The organism is Methylocystis sp. (genome assembly GCF_051062815.1).
Classification (GTDB): Bacteria; Pseudomonadota; Alphaproteobacteria; order Rhizobiales; family Beijerinckiaceae; genus Methylocystis.
In genome coordinates this window covers 1-22,116 of sequence record NZ_JBPFDU010000003.1, presented here as the reverse complement: position 1 = coordinate 22,116, position 22,116 = coordinate 1, and the positions used below count along the sequence as shown (strand labels likewise).

Here is a 22,116-nt window from a genome sequence, read left to right as displayed (position 1 = left end):
ACAACAAGAGGCTGCTGGAGCCGATCGGAAACATTCCGCCAGCCGAAGCCGAAGCGCGCTATTATGCGCAAATCGCGAAGCCCGCATTGGCGGCGTGACTCAAACGAAACAGCCTCCGGCAAACCCGGGGCGGTTCAAAGTTTCTCAGGTGCTAGACATTCGATGAGCGCAATCTCCGCGCGGCGGCGAGCGATGGCGCGTGCCGCAAGCGCCATCCGCTCGATGGTTTCCACCGTCGGCAAGAGTACTCCGCGGTCCCGCAGCGTAGCGACCACGGCATTCACAATCGAAGCACCGCTTTCGGACATAGCGGCCGCCTCAATCGCCGATAGCAACGCCGCGCGACGATCCTGTGCTGTTGCGGTCTTGACGCTGAGATAGATCATCAAGTGGGCAACGTGGTCGCGGCGCGTCTCTTCTCGGCGTGCATAGAGTGTAAAAGTGGTAGGGTCGACACCGATCTGGTCGGCAACATATTTCAGCATCGTTCGGGGCGGAATTTCGCCGACCGCAAGCACCCGACCTGGATAACGCATTAGGCAAAGCTGCAAAGCAAAGCCGAGCTTATTGTGCTCGCGTCTGCGCAGCTCAATCTCCAGGCGGTCCACGGCGGATAATGAATAGTGTCGAATCAGGCTGTCCTCATCAGCCGGAATATCGAAAATCTCTTGCCGCTCTTGAACTTTAAGTATTTTGCGTCTGCCCATTGCCTGACTCCGCACACGACATTGACGCAGATGAATGTTGTTGAGCCGGGTGGAGGAGGAAATCAAAACTGTTGAGTTGCCGTGGCTATCCACAGGGGATTGACACAGCGGATTGGGAAATCGAGAGATACAGCAAGCTTAGTTCACGCTCCGTTCGGTCTTAGCGTACGATTTGGAGCAGCTCTTGTTCTGACCCCATCTGGCCTCAATCTCGTCGTCTCGGCCGTCATCCTTTGGAATACGGTCTACCTCAGCCACGCCGTTGCTGAGCTGCGCTCCAGTGGTGAGCGAGTCCGTGACGATCTGCTCGCTCATATCGCGCCGCTCGGCTGGGAGCACATCACCTTCAACGGCGACTATGTCTGGCCGACCGAGCCGCTCCAAAACGCCTTCCGGCCTCTCAGGAACCCGCGATCCGAAATACTCGATGCGGCTTAGCGTAGGATTTTTGGAAGATTCTGCGATGATGGGGTGGACGGCGCCCCGAGCGGCATCATCGTGCCAAGATGGCCGTTATCGCAGCACCATCTAAGGGAAGCCGTCCATGGGGAAGTCTAACATCGATCTTTCGTCTGTCACGCGCATTGGTCTTGATCTGGCGAAGAATGTTTTCCAGGTTCACGCGGTCGACACGGGCGGCGCCGTGATCGTCGCGCGGTCGGTGCGTCGCGGGAAATTGCTCGAATTTTTCGGCGCCTTCCCGCGCTGTCTTGTTGCGATGGAGGCTTGCTCGACCGCGCATCATTGGGGACGCGCTTTGATCGAACTCGGTTTCGAGGTCAGGCTGATCCCGCCAGCTCATGTGAAGCCCTATGTCCGCCGCAACAAAAACGACGCGGCCGACGCGGCAGCAATTTGTGAAGCTGTTGGGCGGCCCGGCCAACGTTTTGTCCCGGTGCGATCAATCGACAATCAGGCGCAGTTGATGCGCCATCGCACGCGCGAAATGCTAGTTGGTCAACGTACGCAGCTTTTGAACGCGCTGCGAGGTCATTTGGCCGAGATGGGCGTCATCGCCCCGCAAGGGAAGCAAAACTCCTATGCTCTCAAGCGGCTTGTCTTCGACGGGGCTGACGAAAATGGCGAGGTGGTTGTTCTCGATTGCGTGCGGGTCGCGCTTTCTCCGTTAGGCCGCCAAATTGACGCGCTCGACGATGCGATCTCGACGATAGACAAACAAATCGCGACGCAAAGCAAAACTGATCCGACGGCGCGACGACTGACGGGTATTCCCGGAATCGGCCCCATCACCGCTTCGGCGATTCTCGCCTCCGTGCAAGACATGAACGCATTCGCCTCGGGGCGCGAGTTCGCGGCATTCCTCGGATTGACGCCGCGCCAGAATTCGAGTGGCGGCAAGGAGCGGCTCGGGCGCATCACCAAGATGGGCGACCGCTACCTACGCAAGCTGCTCGTGGTTGGCGCCTGCTCTGTATTGTTTCGCCGCAAAGGACATGCCGACGCCTTGCGGCGCTGGGCCGATCAATTGATGGCGAGAAAGCCGGGCGCATCTGGGTTCAAGCTAGCCGCAGTGGCGCTCGCCAACAAGCTCGCGCGGATCGTCTTCGCGCTTTTGACACGAGGCGGCGATTACAACGACCGGCCCGTCGAGGTCTGACGCCGAGGAAGGATTATCGCCGCAAGGCGACATGCAATCGAGGGTGACTACTGGGTGATGTGAACGAACGGAATGGCTCGAAAGCCCGTTAGGGGTCGGCGTCAATACGAACGCGCTGCGATGATTGGGGCAAAGAGCCAGGCGGATCAACCATCAAGGCCAGCGGGCGATCTCTCCCGCATAAACAGGCCGTAGACATGACCGCGCCCGAGATGTTCGCAGAACCGCAAAGAGACCCTTGACCAAGGGGCGCCGTCCAGACATGACCCCGTACAGCTGCTGGGCTTCCTTGGGCGAGCGAGATCGGTGCGACTTGCTAAACGAAAGAAGCCTCCTTAGCGAACCCCCCACCCGATCGCAGAGGCCTTAGCGTGCTCTTTCGGGAAGATTCTGCGATGCCCCCCTGACTGCAGCCTTCGATCGCCGCGAGAGTCACCGTATCCGTTTTTGCCAGCATATCGCGGCCGCTTGTCATGATCCGCGCAATTGATCTGGCGGAGGGCGTTCGATAGAAGCTTTCCGCGTCGGCTAATTCGGCGCGCGGCGGCAGCGAGCCCATTCAGAGACAACCCGCCATCATCCCCGAAAACCCAATCTCATTTGGTTCTATTTTTGCTTCCCTCCTTGCGTTGAGCACCCCCTCTCAAGACATGGCACGCGAGTCGAGGCCAACGCACCCAAAATCACAATCGGTGCCGTTACGTGTTATCTAGGGCCTTGGACACGATTGAGTAGCCAAGACCATTCGGCGCGCCAACAGCGGATTGGAACATTCGGATGACGGATTGCCAAGCTCGCCATGTACCGGGCGCTCGGTGCTAGGTCAACCACCGTCCACTCGGTGATGAGTGGCGTTCCTTGCAAGTGCAATGATGGAGGACGGTCGGGTCGACCCGTGGAAAAGCCGTCCAAGGGAAAAGACAATCCCAAGCCAAGAGCTTTTACGAATGCCTCCTTGCGCGTCCAAGTCACGTAAAACGCAAGAAGCTTTTGTGCGTCAGGCACACGAAACAAACCCTCGACTTCTGTGGGAGCGAAATGATTGCGAGCGATCTCCTCGAAGTCGGGAACCTCCCGGACCTCTTCGACGTCCACGCCCAAGGGCGCGATGCACGAAAAAGCTATAAACGCCATGCAGCCCGAATGACTGAGATTGAAATGCAGGCGGCCGGCAGGACTCGCGAGGATCGGACGACCGTTTGTTTCGCGGGTGAACAGTAGCGCGGCCGGTGAAGTTTGGAGATAACGCGCGATGATGAGTCGCAACGCAGCATGATGGCCGACATAACTGGCGCGAAGGTCTTCGAAGCGAAAGCGCTCCGCGCGTTCGAGCTCGCTCGTGGAGAGGATCTTACGCAACATGCCTTCCGAATCGGCGGGCGCGGCAGTAGATGAAACCCACCAGCAATCGACCCGGTCGATCGGCAGCGGAAGCGATGCATCACTTTGTGGCGGCGCCGGTGGACATTGAATCGCGGTAATCCCGGGAGCGAAGCCGCTGGTTTTCAGGGCATCGACGACAGTTATCTCCGATATGCGGCGTTTTTGCATGAAGCCCACAGCAGTGTAACATAGTTCAGGACGACCTATCGAGAGCGAGGGATCGAATGCGCAGAAGTGAGCGACCGACCTCGTAAAACGGTGATCCCGCAACTTTTCGCTGTCAGCCGTAGACGAAGACCTTCTGCTTGTTGAAATCTTTCAAGTAAAGTTCTGCGGTCGCGGCGTTATCATTGATAAAATAGAATTTCTGTGCCGAGTTGTCGGGATCAAATCTGTAGAGCACGTCCGCGGGTGAGGCATCTGTTATAATCGGGCCGCCTTGTATTGCTGAGGTAACAGCATTAGCCTCGATGAGCGCCGCGAAACCCTGATCAGCGCCTGCGGGATTTGAACCGCTGACGTGCAGGTGTCCGTACGTATCGAATCCGAGGTAAGCGGCCGATAGTACTTCGGCAATCGGGGTGCCGGTCTCCTCAAAATTCAACGGCATGCGTCTTTGCAGAGCTTGTCTCCAATCCGCAGCTGGAAAAAATTTGACCGTGCCGGTGACGCTTGTCAAGTCTGGATTGGTATCGAGACCGTTTCCCGTATACAGATTACCTTGACTATCAAGGGTTACGCCAGCCGGCGCTCCGCGGATGCCGTCTACGACAGGCACCACCTGGTTCGTCCGAACGTCAACAGCAACAACGCGAGTGGGAATAGTTACCAGAAGCAGGTTATCGTCAGCCCATTCGGCATCATATCCAGAGCTGAAGGGAATCCTTGAGCCACCGGCTGGTGAACTGGTGTTGAAAATCAGTAGCTGATCGCCGTCATGGCATGCAATCAGCTCGGAAGGGCAGATCCGTATAAACGCCGAGTAACCCTTCAGCCCGACTCTGACTAAATCAAAGGTCGCGGAACCGGTAGTCCGTTCGAGAGAAATTGCCGTGCCGTCACTAGATATTACGCGACCGTCCAGAAGGAAATCAAACACCGCATATGAGTCATCCGCCCCCGGTAACTGAAAATCCCGCTTGAGTGCATACGGGGGAAAATCACCACTGGGCATCGCCGCTCTCCTCGCCAGCCTTGAAGGCTATCGCTCGAACCTTATCATAGCCGTCAAGGCTATGCCAACTTCATCGAATGCTCTGCAAGCCATTACGAGATCGAAAAAGTTGTTCTCCCCCTAGCTAGCAGGCTGTTGAAAAACCGTCTCGGTTGGCTTTGAGGACGACCTCGTCGCCGCCGTCGTATTCGAATTCGATCTCGATGGAGCCGTGGTCGAGCAATTCGACGCTTCCTTCGCCGGAGACTTCGTCCGTTTCGTCGGAGCCGATCCAGGTGAAGGCGATAGAGGTCGGGTCGTATTCGACGTCGAGGCGCGGCCGTTGATGTTTTGCGTGACGTGCGGCGTCACCTTCATCGCGCGCAGCTCATTGACGAAGTCCCCGGCGTCATAAGGCCTAGTCGGTGCCGAGCGTGATGGCTCGCGGCCGGTCGGCGCGCGGATCGATCATGTGCAGGCGGCCATGTTGTTCTGGGTGCTGCTGGCTTCAGGCGAGATCGTCTGCAATTCCGACAGGGGGGAGACCTTCACCGAAAGGCCCTTCGAGCGGATTATTGACCTCGCCGCTTGATCGGATAACATCATTCCGCCCAACGACCACGTTGGAATTTCCAACACGAGTCGCGACAGGACCGAGTGGGTGCATGCCTGGGGATGGTCAAACGACGGCGAGCTTTCAGGCAACTTCCGAGCAAGGAAGAATCTGGCGCGCAGAGCTATTGAGTAGCGACAGCCGCATCAATCATCTGGGGATGCTGATCGAGTTCAGAGGGACTATTAATATTGATGCTCTGTCGCGCGCCTTAAATCTGATCGTTGACCGTCACCCCCTGCTACGATCTACATTCTCGGCTACAGACGACGATCTACATTGCGTTATCAGAGGTCGGTCAACCGATGTCCTCGCAATTTCTCAGTCAACTTTCGGCAACAGAAACGGCCTGGACGAATTTTGTGAACACCACATGGCCGAACTCTTTGATTTGCAGGCCGGGCCACTGTATCGGGCGGTACTGGGCAAAGTAGCCCCTGACCATCATGCGCTCGCTTTCGTGGTGCATCATATCGTTTTCGATGCCTTTTCTTCTACGATCTTCTTTGGCGAGCTGCGTGAGACCTACGCCGTCATGGCCGCTGCGAAGGATTTGAATATGGATCAGCGGCCGCCCGATCCATCGGCAACAATCGAACTAATCAGTGCGCGAGATCTTGCCCGCGAATCGAAGAATGAAGCCTACTGGCGGAGAAAGCTTGACGGCGCAGCAATGCGAACGACCTTGCCGAGTGATCGGCCGCGGCCGCGTGTGCTCAGCCAGCACACCGACTCAATCGCGATCACCTTGCCTCTCCAAGCGTATGCAGTGCTAAAATCTATGGCGACCCAGCGACGCCTCACATTGTTTTCGATGCTTCTTGGGGCTCACCTGATTACCCTCAGCCGGTACAGCGATTGCGACGATTTTGTCATTGGCAGCTCCATGGCAAACCGTAGCCATCTTCATCTGCGGAACCAGATCGGCTTGTTTGTCCGCACGCTGGTGATCCGGCACGCTGTCCCGCACGACCAAAACGTCGGGAATTTTTTAGCTTCCATTCAGCGGACGCTGTTGGAATCGATCGACCATTCGGCGTTGCCCTTTGATCGGGTGGTTGAAGCCGCCGGCGCGCGCCCGGACCTGTCGCAACACGCGCTCTTTCAAACCGCAGTTGTTTGGGAGGAAGCAGAAAAGATCGATCTTCAGTTGCCAGATGTCGAAATGCACAGCCGCGAAATTTCCAGTGAACGCTCGCCATATGATCTCTTTATACGTGCCAAGGAGACGTTGGACGGTCTCAGTCTGACGGCGCAATTCAGTATCGATCTTTTCGATCAGGCAACCGTCAAGGAGTTTCTTGAGACCTTTGCAAACATCTGTTGTCAGTTGCCCGGCGCATATGACAAAACCATCTGCGAAATCGATCTCGCCGAGCAGCAGAATTATCGGTCGAGAATCGCGCCGAACATCACACGCACTCCATGGGTTGAAGGTGAGACCATTTCCGGGCGCTTCACTCGGATCGCCCGGCTTGTCCCTAACGCAACCGCAATAATCCATGGCACCAAGGACATCAGCTATCGCGCCTTATCGACAAAAGTCGACGCCTGTGCCCGGCATCTTCGTGACGTCGGCATCGGGGCCGGCGCGTTGATCGGATTAGCTCTTCCCCGGGGCATTGAACTCGTCGCGGCCGTTCTCGGTGTCATGAAAGCCGGGGCGGCATATGTCTTCATTAACCCGTCCCACGGGGCGGAGCGCATATCCGATATCATTTCAGATGCCGGCGCGCTCGCAATCCTTACGGACAAGGAAAATGAAGCCCGAATTCCGGCGGATGCATTCGTTATCGACGTCGTTACGATAGCCGGCTTTTGCGGACAGACCATCGAATCGGAAGAACTCGAGGACTTCGCCGCGCCTGAGGCACCGGCCTATGTGCTCTGCACGTCGGGAACGACTGGGCGCGCGAAAGGGGTGATGATCGCTCATGACGGAATCGTCGGTTTGGCGGATTGGCAGGCCGGCTATTTTCGCGTCGGCGAAGGCAGCCGCATTTCTCAGCTTTCGTCGTTTGAATTCGATGCCTGCGTTGGCGAACTTGTGATGGCGTTGCTTAATCGAGGGACGCTATGCATCATTGACCATGAAGACTTGGCGTCTGATAAGCTCGCGGACGCGGTTAATCGTTATATGATTAACGTCGTAGTGTCTGTACCATCGGTGCTGCGCCATCTCGATCCGGATACGATCGAGCATCCGGATCGCCTGACGGTGGTCTCGGTCGGGGAAGCCTGCCCGATAGAATTAGCGCGACGCTGGTCCGCGAAGTGTCGGTTCGTCAACGGCTATGGGCCCACGGAGTTTTCCGTTTACTCACACGTCTACGAGGTCGACGCGTCATCTATCGTGGATATGTTAAGTACGCCCATTGGCACGCCAATCGACAACGCTCGCGCGGTACTGGTGGATCGGCACGGCCGGGTGGTGCCAAGGGGCGGGACTGGCGAGATTTATTTGGGCGGGCGCGGCTTGGCGATCGGCTATTGCGGCGGAGATCAGGCGGACCAATTCCCCAAGGACAGTTTTTGCCGCCAAATGGTGACAGCGTCCTTTTCAGACGAAGCCTTGCAGGAAGCAGCCGCTGCATTGTCGGATTTCCACGCATGCCATTTCGAGATCGAGACGATCCCGACCGCCGCGGCGACTTTTTCTATGCTTCACGACATCAAGATCACCTGTCGCGGCTTGGGTTCGGAATTGCGTGAAAACGCAAGCCGAGTAATTGCGGCAATAGAGACGGATGCGTCGTCAATCGAAAGTTTTGCGCGTTATGGCGTCGAAGGACTCCACGGCATTTATCGCTCGTGCGGGCTCACCCCCCTGTTGCTTCGTGAAATGCTTGGCTTGCGCCACATCGTGGGCAGCGTCGGTGCGGATTTTGGATGCGGAAACGGTGACTGCCTCGACACGTTGCGGGAGCTGGGCACCTCGGCCATTGGGCTGGATTTCTCCCCGTCCTTTGTCCAGAAGCTTCGAAAACGTGGGTTGGATGCTCGCCTGTCGCGAATCGACTGCTCGCCCGCGCAATTCGCAGAGGAGAGCGGAATTGCCGACCGCTCGCTCGATTTTGCGCTCGCGACGTTGGTCCTCGATCGCGTTGCGCGGCCCAAGCAACTGCTGAGAAACATGTTATCGAGCCTTCGCAACGATGGCGTTATTGCAATACAGACGCCGCTGCCGGTGAGGCCGATCGGAGAAGGGCCCTACGCAGGCATATCCTATACGGCGGAAGAACATCGATTAGCCGGGGCGGAGAACCCCGAAGCGGCCAGAGCCGACCTCGTTCAACACTTGGCCCAACTCGGTGTCGTTGACGTCGTCATTCGCCCCTTAGAAATGGCTGTCATGAGCCTTGACGGCAGCCGGAGCTACCAGATTTGGAGCATTGCTGGACGAAAACAATCGGTCGCCGAACGCCTGCAGCGACAGTATCGCACTGGAGATCTGGGCCGCCTGCGCACCGATGGCAATCTTGAGTTTCTCGGGCGCATCGACCGGCAGGTGAAGATCCGCGGGCAGCGCGTGGAAATCGCGGGGATCGAGGAGGTTTTGCGTCAGCATCCGAAGGTCCTGGACGCGGCGGTCGTCACCAGCAGCGGACCGGGCGCAGGCTCGGCGATTGTCGCCTATGTCATTCCAGTCCCCCACGAAAATTTGGACCCACACGCCTTCGGAGCCGAGCTTGCAGCGCATGCGCGGCAGCGGCTTTCACCCGTCGAAGTGCCTTCGCGATTCGTTTCTCTTGATACGTTTCCGGTTAATGCCAGTGGCAAGCTCGCGTATGAGCAGCTGCTCAATTCCGAACTAGGTAGCAAGCCCAGCAGTGATCCGCCGCGAGCTGGTGTCGAAACCATCATCGCCGACGTTTGGCGCGATGTGCTTCGGGTGGAGCGCTGCGGCCGAGACGACAACATTTTCGACCTCGGTGCGGATTCCATCCTGATAGTGCAGATTGTTTCGCGTCTTGCCGTGCGTGGAGTCATTTGTACAGTAAATGACGTATTCCTTCATCAAACAGTTGCCGATCTCGCTGTCGCGGTGGGCAAGACATCACCAGGCAAGCTTGTCTCCGGTGGCAAGACGCCGCGATCCGGGCCGTTGTCGCCGGCGCAACGCTGGTCTTTGGAAAGTGACGTGAATGGGACTCGCGTGGCTGCGTTTGCGATCATCATCTCGGTCCACGGGTCGCTGAACGCGGAGGTGCTCCGAGCTGCGGTCAAAAGCGTTGTGGCGCAGCATGCCGTGCTTCGCAGCTCATGTCGCTTGCGGGATAACGTTTGGAAGCTCGACGTGGAAGCGTCGGCGGATCCTGCATTTCGCGTAGACATTCTCGGTCGCTCTCGTTCTGTCCGTGGTCACCTCCCGCGCAAGATGGCGTCAGCTTGGATAGAGCAAGCGAAATGGGGGCTCAAGATTCACAGCGGGCCACGATTGTTGATCGCTGTCGCGCCTTCCGACGCCCAAAATGAAGAGCTGATCATCCTCGTTCATCATTTCGTGACCGACATCGTCTCGCTCGCCATTTTGATCGAGGATCTTAGATCTGCTTATAACTGCCAACTTCGTGGCCAACGTTGGGTGGGAGCACAGGCCGGTTCATTCCTGGGCTGGACCAATGATGTGCTAACGCATGTGGAGAGTTCGACCTTTGCAAGTGATGCCGTATCCTGGGCGAAGATCGAACATCGATGCCAGTCGCTCCCTCCACACGCGGTCGCGGCAAGCGCTCGGTCCCGTGGGATCGTCACGCGAGTGGTCACGGCTGAATTGGCGGAGACCTTCCGTCAGGTGGCGGCCGGAACGGGCCGCCGAGATGCCGCCGCGGAGCTCTTGGCTGCCGCTTTCGCTAACGCCTTCTCCACTTGGTCGGGAGACAAGACCGTAGCGGTCTTTCTGGAGACCCACGGCCGCGATGAAGTTCCGGGAGGTAGCCCGCTCGGGCGCGCCATTGGATGGTTTGCCTCGTTCTATCCTTTGGTTATCGAGGGTGAACTCGATGCTCCAGCGGAGTTGTGGCTTGAGCGCACGCGATCGGCATTTGACGCCCTTCCGGCTTGGCGGCAAGGATATCTGGCTTGGCGGCAGGCCAGCGACGATCGTCCACTCCACAAAACTCTGCCGACGCCCTCAATCTTGCTCAATTTTCTAGCGGGTTTCGGAAATGCATCGGATTCCCAGGCGCCTTGGCGAGTGCTCGACGTGCGTCGGGTTGAAGATGAAGCGAGCTCGCGAGAGGCTTTCGATTTGGAACTAAATGTTTGGTCCAAGTCAGGCGAACTGCATTTTTCGTTGGCGTGGGATTTGTCTATTCTCGACAAGGCGGACGCGTCTTCGCTCGTAACCGATGCCTCTAATACTCTAATAGCGTTGCTCGGTGCCGGAAGCATTGAGTTGCCCGTCCATTCAGGTAGTGGTCCCGGCGTGGGAGCCGAAAAGCCCGTGGGTGCGTCACCATCCGTCCCGTTGAGCGCGTTACAGCAGGGCATGTTGTTTCACGGGTTGCTGGAACCTGGTTCGGGTGTGTACGTCAACCAGATTAGCATGGCCGCGTCGAGTGTTTTCGATCCAAACCATTTTGCGGCAGCATTCTCGGATGTGGCGGCCGCCCACGAGGCGCTGCGTTCCTGCTTCGCTTGGGAGGGCGTCTCAGAGCCGGTCCAGATCGTAGAACAGAAGATCGAAATTCCCATGGTCGTCGAGGATTGGTCGGAGCTTTCGCCAGCGACACTGCATGAACGGACAAGGCAGTTTTCGATCGACGATCTTTCCAGGGGATTCGATCTTGCAAGGCCGCCGCTGATGCGGTTGCACGCGGCGCGTCTGTTCAACAATTGCTGGCACCTTACCTGGACATTTCATCATGCGCTCATCGACGGGTGGTCGGTAGGTATCGTGCTCGGGGACCTCCTGCAGACGTATTCGACACGCGTTGAAGGAAAATCCAATATCGTTCCAACTTCTCCGCGGCTGTTCGACGTCGTCGCGGCGGTCCGCCAGCCGGACCGGCTGGAGGCGCTTGCATTTTGGCGTGAGCGCCTGGGCACCATCGACACACCAGTGTTGTTGTTGGGCCGCGCGATGGCACCGCGGTCGAGTGAACAGAGCGGCTACGCCGAATTGGTCGAGCGCCTGGATCGAGCCACCGCAGAAAGCCTAGTCAACTGGGCACGCAAGCGACGTTTGACGGTCAACACCGTGGTTGAAGGCGTCTACGCCGTCCTGCTGTCGCGCTATGCGGACTCCGCTAAGGCGATTTTTGGAGTCACGGTGTCGGTACGCAGGCCCGACGTCCCGGACATCGATCGGATGGTTGGGTTGCTCATCAATACCATACCACGCGTCTACGACGTTCCCGACAGCGGTTCTTTTGTCAGCTTTCTCGCAGGCGTGCAGGCCGAGGTGCGCGCATGCGAACCCTGGGCGGCCACGCCCTTGGCCGTCGCTCAGGAGGCCAGCGGCGTTGCCAAAGGTTGCGCCCTGTTCGATTCTATTCTGATGTTTGAGAATTATGCGCTTCCTGACAGGCTTTTGGATCGCTTTGCGGAGCTTGGCCTCAAAGAAGCCAGCTTTGTTCAACAATCAAATTATCCGCTCAACATGGTATGTGTGCCGCGCGATGGGTTGGCGCTGCATCTATCGTTCGATCAATCGCGGGTGCGTGACGAGTTCGCGATACAATTTCTTCGGCATTTCGTAAGGATCTTGCGGGCGGTCGCAGGACGCGAGGACTGGCAAATCGACGATTTGCCAATGCTAGGGCCCAACGATCTCGAAGCCGCCTTAGTGCGCGGCGAACAACGTGCGTGGCCCGTCAATGCCGATACGACTCTCCATCGACTGTTTGCGGACCAGGCGACTCGCGCCCCCGCCCGGGTCGCAATCATTGATCAGCTCGGGGTTGTCACGTATGCGCAGCTTGCCCGGCAAGCGTCACGCGTCGGAGCCCTCCTGCAGATTCAGGGGATCGCGCAGGAAGAGCGCGTCGGCATTTGCGTCGATCGCTCGCGTCTGATGTATGCCGGCCTCCTCGGGATACTCATGGCCGGCGCCGCCTTTGTTCCGCTCGACCCACGCCATCCACGGGATCGCATCGCGCGTCTTGCGACGCATGCGGGAGTGCGGTTCATCATCGTCGACGAAGCGCATGCTGCAGATGTAAGCGGCTTGCCGTTTGTGGTTCTCTCTCTGGAGGGGATCGTGCATGATGAAGCGCTCGAAATTACGTATTCGGAAACGGCGGGTGCCGACAATCTTGCGTATGTCATGTTCTCCTCCGGGTCGACCGGTAATCCGAAGCAGGTCTTAGGGACACATCGCGCTACCCTGAACTGTATGTTCTGGAGATGGGAGGTGTACCCGTTCGCGGACGGCGAGATCGCATGCCAGAAGACCGCTCTCGCATTTGGCGACTCGATCCAGGAAATCTTTGGACCGCTGTTGGCCGGAATCACCACCGTCGTGATCCCAGACGCGCTCGCTCGAAATCCAGAGGTTCTGGTCGATCGGCTATCGGACCACGCCGTTACACGTATTGTGCTCGTTCCTTCTTTGCTGCGGGAAATCTTGCGTCTACCAAACCTTACCGCGCGCCTCCCGAAATTGAAACTTTGGATCTCAAGCGGCGAGGCACTGTCAACCGATTTGATAGCAGCCTTCCACGGGCAGCTGCCATCAGCGCTGCTGGTAAACCTTTACGGTACATCGGAAATCTCGTGCGACGTCACCTGGGCGGAATTTCCGGCTCACAAAAAGGTGGATGATGGCCCCGTTTCAATCGGACTCCCGATTCCCAACATGGCGGTGGCCGTACTCGATTCCCGCATGCGGCTGGTACCTGAGCACGTTCCCGGCTTCCTCTATGTTGGGGGGCAAGGATTGAGCCGCGGTTACCTTGGGCGGCCCGACCTGACGGCGGCGGCTTTCGTGCCCGATGCGTTCGGCGTCAGTGAAGAACTCGGGGAACGCCTGTACCGAACAGGCGATATTGTTATTTACGACCGCAGGGATGGTCTTCGCTTTGTTGGACGTCAAGACCAACAGGTGAAACTGAGGGGCGAGCGGATTGAACTCGAAGAAATCGCCGAGACACTGCGCGGCCACGAGAAAATTGAGAGCGCGTTTGTGACGACGAGGGAGCACGAGTCAGGGGACATCACGCTCGTGGCGTTCATTGTTCCGGTCAAGCATCAACGCGCCCAATTGAGTTCGACGGATCGAGGCCTTGTTGGCGGTTCGGTACTCCTCCGAGGAGTCCCCGTTACTACGGACGCGAAGGGCCCGAAACCTGAGCCGAACGTTGCGACCGGCCCCGCTGGTGTCCAGGATGAGGCCGACGGGTCCAACAACCTCTCCGAGGAGGCGCTCCGGGCGTTCCTCGCGAAACGCCTGCCAAGAGTGATGATTCCGACGTATTTTTTCGTATTGAGCGAGTTGCCGCGCACCCTGAGTGGCAAGATCGACCAGCAGCGGCTGGCGGCTTTGCTGATAGAGGCACCCCCTCCTTTCGCCAAACCCCTCAGTCCAAAGGGCACGATTGAGCAATGCATCGTAATGGCATGGTCGCATATTCTGGGGCGTCAAATACCCGATCGGAACACGAACTTCTTCGACGTGGGCGGGCATTCGCTATTGCTTGTCAGGGTCCGTGACCGCTTAGCTGCCGAACTCAACATGCCCATCAGTTTGCAGGACCTCTATCGGCACCCCACCGTTGCTGATCTTGCGCTGCACCTAAGTACCGGACAGACGGCGGATCCGTCAGCGGATGGACCACCAACAAGGAAGCGCAACAGAATTCGGCGCGACCGTGGAACCGTTGCTGGCCAGCTCTGCAGAGATCTGGACGGACGGAGTAATTGATGGTGAGTCATCCGGAGTCGCACATCGCCATCGTCGGTTTTGCTGGGCGTCTGCCCTCTGCGGGAGCGGCTGTCGAATCTATCTGGCCATTGCTCGAGCGTGGCGGAACATCGATCAGGCGCATCACAGCGGATGAAGCTGAAGACGCCACGTTGGAAGGCATTAGCCCCGACAATCCGAACTGGGTCGGCGTAACCGCAGACATCCCGGATGCATACCTCTTCGATCCGCGCTTCTTCGGCATGACGCGCCGGGATGCCGAACTCTCGGATCCTCAATATCGCGTGCTGATGAAATGCGCGTCTGAAGCGCTGCAGCATGCGGGCATTGATTCGCATGCCTTCCAGGGGCGGATCGGCGTCTACGTAGGGGCGACGACCAGTCGCTATATGCTTCGGCTACTCGCGGATGCGCGGCTGCGCGAAATGTTCGGGCCAGATCAGATCGCGTTCGGCAACAATCCGGACTACCTTGCGTCGGCGATTTCATATCGTCTCAACCTGACTGGCCCCAGCTTGGCGATTCAGACCGCGTGCTCAACCTCTCTAGTATGCGTGCACGCTGCCGTGGAGGCGCTGCTTGCGGACGAGTGTGATCTCGCGCTTGCCGGCGGAGTGTCAATACGAGTGCCGCAAGTCACCGGTTACGTCTTCACAGAAGGGGGCATTCTGTCTCGCGACGGGCATGTTCGGCCGTTCGACGCTCGCGCGGGCGGGACGGTGATTGGTAACGGTGCCGGCATCGTTGTCCTTCAGAAACATGCCGATGCGATTGCAAATCGCAGTAACATCTGGGGCGTGATCCTGGGTTCATCGGTCAATAATGATGGCTCCGGCAAGGCTGGTTTCACTGCCCCCAGTTTTGAAGGTCAGCGGGATGTCGTGTCCGCGGCCCTGGCGACGGCAGGTGTCAACCCTGAGACGATTGGATACGTCGAGGCTCACGGGACCGGCACTATGGTCGGGGACCCCATCGAGCTGTCCGCACTGGGGGAAGCATTTCGGCAGTGCGGGAGCCATAGAACACAGTATTGCTCGATCGGGTCGATCAAGGCGAACATTGGTCACTTGGATGCTGCGGCTGGAATCGCGGGGCTGCTCAAGCTCATTTTGATGTTCAAATATCGAAAGCTGGTCCCGCTTGCGGGCTTCGAGAATGCCAACCCCATGGCTGATTTTGGAAGCAGCCCGTTTTTCGTGACCCGAAGTGCGGCGCCTTGGATCCCTACCGTTGGATTTCGACGGCGCGCCACGATCAGCTCATTTGGTATCGGGGGCACCAACGTCCACATGGTACTTGAGGAGCCGCCCGTGCCAAAACCGCGGGCTTCCACGAATGGCCTGCAAGTTCTGCCGATTAGTGCTGACGATGAGTCAGCCCTCGAGACCACCCGCAGGGCTCTGGTGGAGGCCATCTCGGCAAGACCTAACTTCGAGTTGGACGACATCGCGCGCACGCTTCAAGATGGACGCCCGCGGAAGCGCAAGCGGTGGACTGCGGTGGTGTCGTCGATCGAGCGTGGCGTTGAAGACCTAAGTGCAGCGCTGCGGATCCGCGGCGAAACCGATGGATCGAAATTGCCTAAGCTGTTATGGGCCTTCTCGGGGCAAGGAACCGGCCATGTCGAGTCCATACCCGCGCTGTTCCAAACCTATTCCGTGTTTCGAGAGGCATGTGACGCATGTGCGGAGTCCTTGTCTGCTTCGGCGAAAGATCAGCTTGCCGCCGTGCTTCGGAATGGGAAGATCGACGGACCGCTGGGCCAGCAGATAGTATTCACGGTCCAATACGCCCTTTGTCAGCTTTGGCGTTCGTGCAATGTGCACCCCGATGCGGTATTTGGCCATAGCCTGGGCGAGTACGCCGCGGCCTGCGAAGCGAGTGTTTTCGATCGCGACACGGCCCTGCACCTGATTGCTGAGCGTCAGATTCTCATGGATGGCGTGCCACAAGGTGCCATGCTTGCTGTCTACTCTTCGCATTCCGTAGTTGCGAGTGTGTTACCTCACAATGTGGATCTGGCCTGTATCAATGGACCCGATCACTGCGTAGTGGCAGGTCCGGAAGCCGCGATTGAACGCTTTTCTCAGAAACTTACTGAGATTGGCCTGCGTAACAGACGATTGGCAACGCCGGGCGGGTTCCATTCTCGATTGATTGATCCGGCAATTGAGCCGTTTAGCGCTATTGTCGCACGCTCGAGCCGACAGGAGAACACGATCCCGTTCCTTTCTTCGGTCACCGGCGATTGGGCAAGTCCGTCCGAGCTGACCGCGGCGGAATATTGGTCCATGCATCTCCGGGCAGTTGTCAGATGCGCGCCGGCGCTGTCGATCCTTGCTCGAGAAGGTGGGTGGACGGTTCTGGAAATCGGCACCGATTCAACTTTGTGCGCCCTCGCGGAGGCCTCAAATATCCTGTCGACTATTCCGAGCCTACGATCTGACGGGATCGCGTCAAACGCATCGTTCTTAGAGGCAGCATCTGCGCTCTGGCGAGGTGGAGTTGAGATAAGGTGGAGCGCGCTTCGGGGAGAATCTGATGCACGCCTCGTTCCACTCCCACCGACGGCTTCAGCGCAAGAGCACCTGCTTGCAGACATTGCTTCGCAGCCAGTGGGAGGGGATCGATCGTCCCAGCGGGAGATTGACTGGGAATGTTGGTTCCAGGTTCCCGTGTGGGTTAGGAAGCCCAGGATCGAACGGGCGAACCTGGGCTTTGCGGGTCGCAAATTCCTGATACTTGCCGATGCGTCACCGCTGCGGGAGCAAATCGCGGCCGTGATCAAAGGCGGTGCCGGGATTGTGCATCTAACGGATGGAGCAGCAGTCGGCCTCAACAGGAAGTCAGAGCGCCCCGTTCAATCCGCACCAGGGACCTGCATCGCCACACCCTTTGATGACGCAATCCGCCATCTCGGCGGGATTCCGTCTGACTTCGTCCACATATGGACTCCTGGGGAACCGGGTGACAATACGCTTGAATGTGAATTCCTCAAGCTGGCGACTTGGCTACAGCACGTAGCGAGATCGGCTCCTGCCCAGCCGATCCGCATTCACCTCGTGACCACCGGCGCTGATGAGGTAATCCCGGGCGATGTCGCCGTCCCCGACCACGGGTTATTGGCGGGCCTTGGTGCTGTCACCGCGCAGGAGTTTTCAGATCTCGAAGTGCAGCGCCTCGACCTGCCTCGGGTTCCAGCACCTGCCGACATCGCCACCCTAGCTTCACTAATTCGAGGTGGCTTTAGGGGCCCGGAAACGGCTGTGCGAATGGGAGAGAGCTGGTCGCTATCTTTTGAGCCGGTCGAAATGCCGCGACGGCCGTCGCGTTTTCGTTCGGCGGGGACCTACGTGATTTTTGGCGGCCTTGGCCAGTTCGGCCTGCTGGTTGCCGCACACCTCAAGCGGGCATACGGCGCGAAGATCGTGCTGGTTTCCCGCTCGTCATTTCCAGGGCGGGAGCTTTGGGCAGATCTTTCCCGCGGCGCTCAGACCGATCCGAGGATTTCCGAACGGATCCAAAGATTGATCAAACTCGACGCAACGCACGGTGAGATCTTTATCGAGCAGGCTGACATCCACGATCTCGCATCGCTTCAGGACCTCTTCCTGCGCGTGGAGACGACTATTGGCTGCGTCAATGGCGTCATTCATGCTGCTGGCAGCGTTGATCTTTCTGCCCACGTTCCACTAGAAGAAATGGACAAAAGCGCCGTGGCAGCGCATTTCAACTCGAAAGTTCATGGCATCAATGTCCTTGAAGCCGCACTTGCGGGACGCAATCTGGAGGTTTGCCTCTTTACGTCGTCGCTGAGCCCATTCATCGGCGGGATTGGACTCGCCGCATATGCGTCCGCGCATGCCTATATGGACCGATGTGTCGGGCGATTTCGCAGACTTGGCATGCCTTGCCAAACCATCAACTGGGAAGGGTGGCTCCCGCCTGCCACCAAACCAGTTCCCTCGAGCGCCGGCAGCCAACTGATCAATCTTGCACTGACCGAGGCCGAGATAGTTAGTTGTCTCGAACGAATCGTGGCTATCCCGGAGATCAGCCAGGTAATCGTATCACGCTCTGGTCTGGCAGATCGGCGGAAAGACTGGAAAACAACTGTCAAGCGCGAGCGCATGCCGAGCAAGCGAAGTCACACGAGAACAGTACTTGGGGACGCGCGCGAGGTTCTTCGTGAAATTGTCGAAGATCTCTTGGGTTGCAAGGGTATCGACGACAATCAAAACCTGTTCGAGCTTGGCGCCACCTCGTTGACCATGGTCCAACTGGTTGCGCGCGCAAGAGCTCAGCTTTCTCGGGAACTGCGGTTGCGTACAGTATTCGAAACGCCCACGATCGCAGCCATCGCCGGCGCGATTGACGGCCAAGGGCGCGCCGCCATCAACCTTGCCTCCTTGCTGGAAGACATTGAAGCGATGTCCGAAGTCGAGGTCGACAGAGCCTTGGCGGAAATTCGCGCCAACAGCACCAGCAATTCGGAGGCATAGGACCGGAAGTCGGGGACAAACGAGTCGTTGCCCGTGAAGAACGCCGCTCACGCTGTGACGGAGTGATTTTCGGAGCAACGGCCTCGAGCGAGGGCGGCGAGCAGGAAGGCGCACAAAAGCGCGAGCCATGCGAGCAGGTGTCGGAAATTGTAGCCGGCGGCGGCGGGGATGGCGTTGCCCACGGCACCGGCGGCGTGCTCGAGGAAGCCGCGGCCCATACGGCGGTCGGCCTTCAAATGGCCGAGACCAACAACTTGAGGGCGGAACGGCGGAACGGCGGCGCAGTTCGCGTTTGATTATCTCGGCCAGGTACCGTCTCTGGCCGGAGATGAACACCCTGAACTTATTAAGTTCCGGGTAAGCGATGTTTTGACCTCACCTTCATTTCTGCGCGCGCAAGGACGAGTCTGGTCTCCTTAAGGAGATAGGGCTTGTGTCTAAACTTGATCGTAACCGGCCGATAAAGACCGCCGTCCATCGAAGTCAGGCGGCTTTTCGTTTCGAGTCTTTGAACGGCGCCCAATTCCACGGAAGAAGCTCATGGAGCTTAGTGACGAGATGATCGTTGATGCGCGCAAGGACGTCCGCGAGATAGGCTTCGGGATTGAGGCCCGACATTTTCGCTGTTTCGATGAGCGTCATCGCGTCGGCGATATTATCGCCTCCAACGTCGGAGCCGGCGAATAGATAATTCTTTCTGCCCAACGTCACTGGCTTGATGGCGCGCTCCGCCGCATTGTTGTCGATCGCGACGCGGCCATCGTCGAGAAAAAGCGTGAACGACGGCCATCGATTGAGAGCGTAACGCATCGCCCTGGCCAAATCGCTTTTTCCAGGGATGCGTGGGAGCTGAGTTTCGCACCAGGCGCGGAAGGCCTCGACCCGTGGCCGACTGTGTTCCTGTCTCATACGTTGGCGGTGCTCGGCGGACTTGCCGGTGATCTCGCGCTCGATATCGTAAAGGGCGCCAATCCGGTCGAGCGCGTCCTTGGCGATCGGCGAACCCGTCGCCTTCCACTCATCGTGAAAGGCGCGACGAAGATGCGCCCAACACGCCGCCTCGCGAATGCGCGCATCGCCGTTCAGCGAGGGCTCGTAGAGCTTCTTGAAGCCGCCATAGGCGTCGGCTTGCAGCACCCCCGAAAAACCGGCGAGATGAGATTGCGGATGTTCGCCCTTTCGGTTCGCCGAGAAGTAATAAGCGACGCCCGGCGGATCGCCGCCGCCCCAGGGTCGATCGTCGCGAACATAGACCCATATGCGGCCTTCCTTGACGCCTTTCGTCATCGGGTCGGCGCTTTTGCGCGAGAGATCGAGGACCTTGATCGGAGTGTCGTCGACGTGCAGGCGGTCCGTTCGAAAAATCTCCGCCTTGATCAAGTCGCTCAGCGGCCGCAGCGTTGCGATCCCGGCGCCGCAACCGTCGATCAAGGTCGAGCGCGGAATGTCCGCGCCAAGACGCGCGAAGATCTCGCCCTGCCGATAGAGAGGCAGGTGATCGTCGAACTTGGAGACGAGGATATGGGCGATCAGACTGGGGCCGAACATGCCGCGATAGATCGGACGCGTCGGCGCGGGCGCCTGCACGATTTTCTCGCAGCACCGGCAGGATTTCCTGAGACGCACGGTCTCGACTACCTTCAATTTAGCGGCGATGTAGTCGAGCATCTCTGAGACGTCCTCGCCAAGAAGACGCAGCGGCTCGCCGCATTGGGGGCAATGATCGCCCGGATCGAGCACGATGCGTTCGCGCGGAGTCGCTGCGTCGACACGGGGCTTGCCGCGCCGGCGCGGCTCGGTTTTCTCGAGGGACGGCGCCTCGCCTTCGTCGCCTTCATCCGTCTTGTGGGACGCGTCGGCCGCCGCCATCGCCACTTCGAGATCTTCGAGCGTCAGCTCTAACTGCTCGATCTCGCGCTGGATCTTTTCCGAACTCGGACCAAACTTTTGCCGCTGAAGTTTCGCGATCCGGATCTTGAGGGCTTGGATCAGGGTCTCATAGGCGCGAACCGAAGCCTGCAACCGCACGGTTTCCGCCTGTTGCGCGATAATCATCGCCTTCAGCATCGCCGGGTCGTCAGGAAGAGTTTCGGGTGACCATTCCATTCCGAAAATATACCGCAACGCGCAACGCAAGTACAGCGCTGAAGCGGTGAACACCCAAGAAAATCATACAACGCGTGCAGGCGGCGCGCTCCACGCGGGACGGCGCCAGTCGATGCCCTCCCACAACATCGCGAGTTGCGCCGCTGTGAGACGCGCGGATCCGTCGGCAGGCGACGGCCATGGAAAACGGCCCTTCTCCAGAACCTTGTAATAAAGGCAAAAGCCCTGCCCATCCCAATGCAAAAGTTTGATCCGATCGCCGCGGCGCCCGCGGAAAGCGAAGAACGCCCCGGACGCGGCGTTCTGTCTCAGTTCCTCCTGCGCCTTCGCCGCGAGGCCCGTTATGCCTTTGCGCATGTCGGTCACCCCGCAGGCAAGGTAGACGCGCGCGTTCGCGCCAGGCGCGATCATGAGCGCTCCGCGATCCGCATTAAACGGTGAAGGACCTTGTCGGGTACGTCGGCCATGACGCGCAAGCTGCGGCCATTGCGAAGCATGATCTCTATGTGATGCGCGCCGACTGCGCCGGGATCTTCGGCCGGCCCACCATTCTCCCGGCTTTCATCGCGCTCGGTCAGTTCGACTGCGACAAAATTAGATTGCCCGATCAACGGCCGGCCATTGTCCCGCAGCTCGCGGCGCCACTGATAAATATGCTGCCGGGTGATGTCATGGCGGCGGGCGACATCGGCGACGAGCGCGCCGTCCGACGCGGCTTCCGCGACGATCCGCAACTTCTCTGCGTCGGACCATCTCCGGCGTCGTTCAACTCCGGACAAAATCTCCTGCCGCATAAATCACCCCGCTGACGACGTACATAACGACGTCGATAACGACGTAAATTTACACCGCAGACCTCATCCCCGTAAGGCGGCCCTTATCGGCCGGTTACACTTGATCCTACGCTTGAGGCTAAGGGCGGTGTGATTACGGGCGGCGGCGAACGCCGCCGCCGTTGGTCGTGACGATTAAATGCGCAAGTCGTAAGCCTCCGGCGAGAACCGTCTGGCGCTGAGCGCGGCGCGCTTGGATAGATTGCGCATGAATGGCGCGGTGATCGTGTCCATTTCTAATACAAGCGGACACTACGCGGATGTCGGACGGCAAGGACGATGGTGGAGCGGCGCCCGGGCGCAGGCGTCGATCCTGGACCCTTGATGAGAAGCGC

The 22,116-nt window shown here is 58.6% G+C and carries 9 protein-coding genes and 3 pseudogenes; 5 read left to right on the top strand and 7 right to left on the bottom strand.

What is annotated here, in order from left to right; all coding sequences use genetic code 11:
• Window positions 1-137: 137 nt before the first annotated feature.
• A pseudogene (locus tag ACR65W_RS00275) lies at window positions 138-707 on the bottom strand (DUF4158 domain-containing protein); the annotation flags it as partial.
• A gap of 198 nt (window positions 708-905) precedes the next feature.
• Here ACR65W_RS00275 and ACR65W_RS00270 point away from each other — a divergent pair.
• Window positions 906-1,145, top strand: a pseudogene (locus ACR65W_RS00270) (Tn3 family transposase); the annotation flags it as partial.
• A 106-nt stretch (window positions 1,146-1,251) separates the two neighbouring features.
• Complete coding sequence (locus ACR65W_RS00265; RefSeq protein WP_434500975.1) at window positions 1,252-2,325, top strand: IS110 family transposase; 1,074 nt, start codon at window positions 1,252-1,254, stop codon at window positions 2,323-2,325.
• Between the two features lie 705 nt (window positions 2,326-3,030).
• Here the strand turns inward: ACR65W_RS00265 and ACR65W_RS00260 are convergent.
• The 3 genes and pseudogenes from ACR65W_RS00260 to ACR65W_RS00250 all read right to left on the bottom strand — a co-directional run.
• Window positions 3,031-3,876 (bottom strand): 4'-phosphopantetheinyl transferase family protein, encoded by an 846-nt coding sequence (locus ACR65W_RS00260; protein ID WP_434500974.1) that lies wholly within the window; start codon window positions 3,874-3,876, stop codon window positions 3,031-3,033.
• A gap of 112 nt (window positions 3,877-3,988) precedes the next feature.
• Entirely contained in the window at window positions 3,989-4,882 is an 894-nt protein-coding gene (locus ACR65W_RS00255; protein ID WP_434500973.1) for a hypothetical protein, read from the bottom strand.
• Between the two features lie 291 nt (window positions 4,883-5,173).
• Window positions 5,174-5,360 (bottom strand): annotated as a pseudogene (locus tag ACR65W_RS00250) (IS5/IS1182 family transposase); the annotation flags it as partial.
• Between the two features lie 166 nt (window positions 5,361-5,526).
• Between ACR65W_RS00250 and ACR65W_RS00245 the strand changes: the two are divergent.
• The 3 genes from ACR65W_RS00245 to ACR65W_RS00235 all read left to right on the top strand — a co-directional run bounded on the left by ACR65W_RS00245 (window position 5,527) and on the right by ACR65W_RS00235 (window position 19,138).
• On the top strand, window positions 5,527-14,340 hold the full coding sequence (locus ACR65W_RS00245) for an amino acid adenylation domain-containing protein (RefSeq protein WP_434500972.1): 8,814 nt from the start codon (window positions 5,527-5,529) through the stop codon (window positions 14,338-14,340).
• Entirely contained in the window at window positions 14,340-18,842 is a 4,503-nt protein-coding gene (locus tag ACR65W_RS00240) for a type I polyketide synthase (RefSeq protein ID WP_434500971.1), read from the top strand. Before ACR65W_RS00245 ends, ACR65W_RS00240 begins: the two co-directional genes overlap by 1 nt.
• 137 nt (window positions 18,843-18,979) lie before the next feature.
• Window positions 18,980-19,138 carry a hypothetical protein gene (locus ACR65W_RS00235; RefSeq protein ID WP_434500970.1) on the top strand — a complete coding sequence of 53 codons (159 nt, stop codon included), beginning with the start codon at window positions 18,980-18,982 and terminating at the stop codon, window positions 19,136-19,138.
• A gap of 187 nt (window positions 19,139-19,325) precedes the next feature.
• On the opposite strand, the gene tnpC is transcribed toward ACR65W_RS00235, so the two are convergent.
• The 3 genes from tnpC to tnpA form a co-directional block, all read right to left on the bottom strand.
• The gene (gene tnpC / locus ACR65W_RS00230; protein WP_434500969.1) at window positions 19,326-20,948 is read right to left on the bottom strand and encodes an IS66 family transposase; all 1,623 of its coding nucleotides are present in this window, start codon (window positions 20,946-20,948) and stop codon (window positions 19,326-19,328) included.
• 63 nt (window positions 20,949-21,011) lie between these two features.
• Window positions 21,012-21,359 carry an IS66 family insertion sequence element accessory protein TnpB gene (gene tnpB / locus ACR65W_RS00225; RefSeq protein WP_434500968.1) on the bottom strand — a complete coding sequence of 116 codons (348 nt, stop codon included), beginning with the start codon at window positions 21,357-21,359 and terminating at the stop codon, window positions 21,012-21,014.
• The gene (gene tnpA, locus ACR65W_RS00220) at window positions 21,356-21,742 is read right to left on the bottom strand and encodes an IS66-like element accessory protein TnpA (protein WP_434500967.1); all 387 of its coding nucleotides are present in this window, start codon (window positions 21,740-21,742) and stop codon (window positions 21,356-21,358) included. The genes tnpB and tnpA overlap by 4 nt, the downstream gene beginning before the upstream one ends.
• Window positions 21,743-22,116 lie beyond the last annotated feature (374 nt).

Bases quoted from the DNA above. Each gene is read 5' to 3' on its own strand.
- ACR65W_RS00265 (WP_434500975.1), top strand. From the start codon at position 1,252: ATGGGGAAGTCTAACATCGATCTTTCGTCTGTCACGCGCATTGGTCTT.
- ACR65W_RS00260 (WP_434500974.1), bottom strand. From the start codon at position 3,876: ATGCAAAAACGCCGCATATCGGAGATAACTGTCGTCGATGCCCTGAAA.
- ACR65W_RS00255 (WP_434500973.1), bottom strand. From the start codon at position 4,882: ATGCCCAGTGGTGATTTTCCCCCGTATGCACTCAAGCGGGATTTTCAG.
- ACR65W_RS00245 (WP_434500972.1), top strand. From the start codon at position 5,527: ATGCCTGGGGATGGTCAAACGACGGCGAGCTTTCAGGCAACTTCCGAG.
- ACR65W_RS00240 (WP_434500971.1), top strand. From the start codon at position 14,340: ATGGTGAGTCATCCGGAGTCGCACATCGCCATCGTCGGTTTTGCTGGG.
- tnpC (WP_434500969.1), bottom strand. From the start codon at position 20,948: ATGGAATGGTCACCCGAAACTCTTCCTGACGACCCGGCGATGCTGAAG.
- tnpB (WP_434500968.1), bottom strand. From the start codon at position 21,359: ATGATCGCGCCTGGCGCGAACGCGCGCGTCTACCTTGCCTGCGGGGTG.
- tnpA (WP_434500967.1), bottom strand. From the start codon at position 21,742: ATGCGGCAGGAGATTTTGTCCGGAGTTGAACGACGCCGGAGATGGTCC.